Source organism: Agromyces humi (assembly GCF_009720255.1).
In the GTDB taxonomy this organism is placed as follows: Bacteria; Actinomycetota; Actinomycetes; order Actinomycetales; family Microbacteriaceae; genus Agromyces; species Agromyces humi.
This window is the reverse complement of record NZ_WJSP02000524.1, coordinates 1-2,084: the sequence shown is the minus strand read 5'-3', so window position 1 is coordinate 2,084 and position 2,084 is coordinate 1. Positions and strand designations below refer to the sequence as shown.

Below are 2,084 nucleotides of genomic sequence, written 5' to 3'. Positions count from 1 at the left end.
CGCCGACCAGAGCGGTGGAGCGGGCGACGGGTTCAGCTCGGGCGGCGGGGCAGGGGCGCTGGTCATCCGCGCAGCCTATCGACCCCGCCCGCCTCGGGGCAGCGGGTTGCGCGGGGTGAGAGCCGGCTGCTGGTCGAGACCCGGTCGCGGGTCGCGACCGGGTCGCGGTGTCGCGCTCAGTCGTCGGATGTCGCGAACATGACGCCGGGGTTCAGGACGCCGGTGGGGTCGAAGAGCTCCTTGATCCCGCGCTGCAGGCCGAACGAGTCGTCGCCGAGCTCGTCGGCCAGCCACCGGCGCTTGAGGATGCCCACTCCGTGCTCGCCCGTGAGGGTGCCGCCCAGGGCCACCGCGGCGCGGAACAGGTCGTCGGCCGCGGCCCAGACATCCGCCGGCACCTCGTCGCCCGTGAACACGAAGTTCGGGTGCAGGTTTCCATCGCCGGCGTGCGCGATCGTGGGGATCTCGATGCCGTACCGCGCGCCGATCTCGTCGATGGCACGGAACATCTCGGGCAGTCGCGAGCGCGGCACCGCCACGTCCTCGATGAGCACGTTGCCGGATGCCGCGAGCGCCGGGTGCATGGCCCGGCGGATGTCGAGCAGGCGGTCGCCGGTCGCGGCATCCGTCGACACCGTGACCCGCCCGCCCGCGGCGGCGAAGGCCTCGGCGATGCGTGCGGCCTCCTCGACTGCGCCGCCGTCGTCGCTCTGCGCGAGCAGGAACGCCTCGCCGGCCGCCGTCTGCTCGAGCGGCGTGCCGGCGAGCGCCGCGTCGCCGAGGTGGGCGGCGATGCGGGTCAGCGCGGCGGAATCAATGAGCTCGAGCACTGCCGGGCGGATGCGCGCGGCGGTGACCGCGGCGGATGCCGCGGCGGCGGCCTCGACGCCCGGGAACGCCGCGGCGACGGTGACGACCTCGCCCGGCACGATGGGGCGCAGGCGCACCGTCGCCTCGACGATGACGCCGAGCGTGCCCTCCGAACCGGTGAGGAGCGCGGTGAGGTCGTACCCGGTGACGCCCTTCACGGTGCGGTGGCCGGTGCGGAGCAGCCGCCCGTCGGCGAGCACGACGGCCAGGCCGAGCACGGCCTCGCGGGTGACGCCGTACTTCGCGCAGAGGAGGCCGCCCGCATTCGTCGCGATGTTGCCGCCGATCGTCGAGATGGCGCGGCTGGCCGGGTCGGGTGCGAACCAGAGGCCGAGCGGGGCGAGCGCATCGTTGAGGTCGCCGTTGAGCACGCCCGGCTCGACGACGGCGAGCTCGTCGGCCTCGGAGACCTCGAGGATGCGGTTCATCCGTGAGACGTCGAGCACGATCGCGCCGGGGCTCGCGATCGCGCCGCCCGCCAGGCCGGTTCCGGCGCCGCGTGGGACGACCGGCGTGTGCGTCTCGTGGGCGAGGCGCAGCACGGCCTGCACCTCCTCGACGGATGCCGCGTGCACGACGGCGAGCGGCCGGCTCGCGCTCCGCCATCCGGAGCGGTCCTCCCGGCTCTCGTCGAGGGCGGCGGGATCGGTGGCGACGGATGCCCCGAGGGCGTCCTGGAGGCGGGCGAGCACGTCGTGGGGCATCCCTCCACGCTAGCTTCATCGGCCGCCAGTCCGACGACGCGGCCATGTCCGATTTCCGCCGGTCGATGTCGGCCCTCCGTGCGAGGCTGGACGCATGACGCCCCATCCCGCCGCACTCGCGAGACCGGCCCGCCCGGTGAGCCGCACGGCCGCCGACCCGCTCGCCGACCCCGTGTTCGCCGAGCGCTACCGCGCGATGCAGGCTCGCGACGCGCGATTCGACGGCCAGTTCATCACGGGCGTCCACTCCACGGGCATCTACTGCCGGCCGAGCTGCCCGGCCGTGGCACCGAAGCCGTCGAACGTGAGCTTCTACCTCACCGCGGCGGCCGCCCACGAGGCCGGGCTCCGCGCGTGCAAGCGGTGCCTGCCCGACGCGGTGCCCGGTTCCCGGCGGCGATCGTGCTCAGGCGGTCGTGACGTCGATCGCGTCACGACGTCGCTGTCACAACCGGCGGGCGGCCGGTGTCTCCATGTCGACGGCACGAACCGCGTGCACGAACCATCGGA

General features: G+C 74.4%; 2 protein-coding genes. One reads left to right on the top strand and one right to left on the bottom strand.

What is annotated here, in order from left to right; all coding sequences use genetic code 11:
* Nucleotides 1-176 precede the first annotated feature (176 nt).
* The gene (locus tag GH736_RS21750) at nucleotides 177-1,574 is read right to left on the bottom strand and encodes an FAD-binding oxidoreductase (RefSeq protein ID WP_159607014.1); all 1,398 of its coding nucleotides are present in this window, start codon (nucleotides 1,572-1,574) and stop codon (nucleotides 177-179) included.
* 196 nt (nucleotides 1,575-1,770) lie between these two features.
* On the opposite strand from GH736_RS21750, the gene GH736_RS21745 reads away from it, so the two are divergent.
* Nucleotides 1,771-2,084 (top strand): Ada metal-binding domain-containing protein (locus GH736_RS21745; RefSeq protein WP_328596944.1); only part of this gene is annotated, 314 nt, incomplete at its 3' end.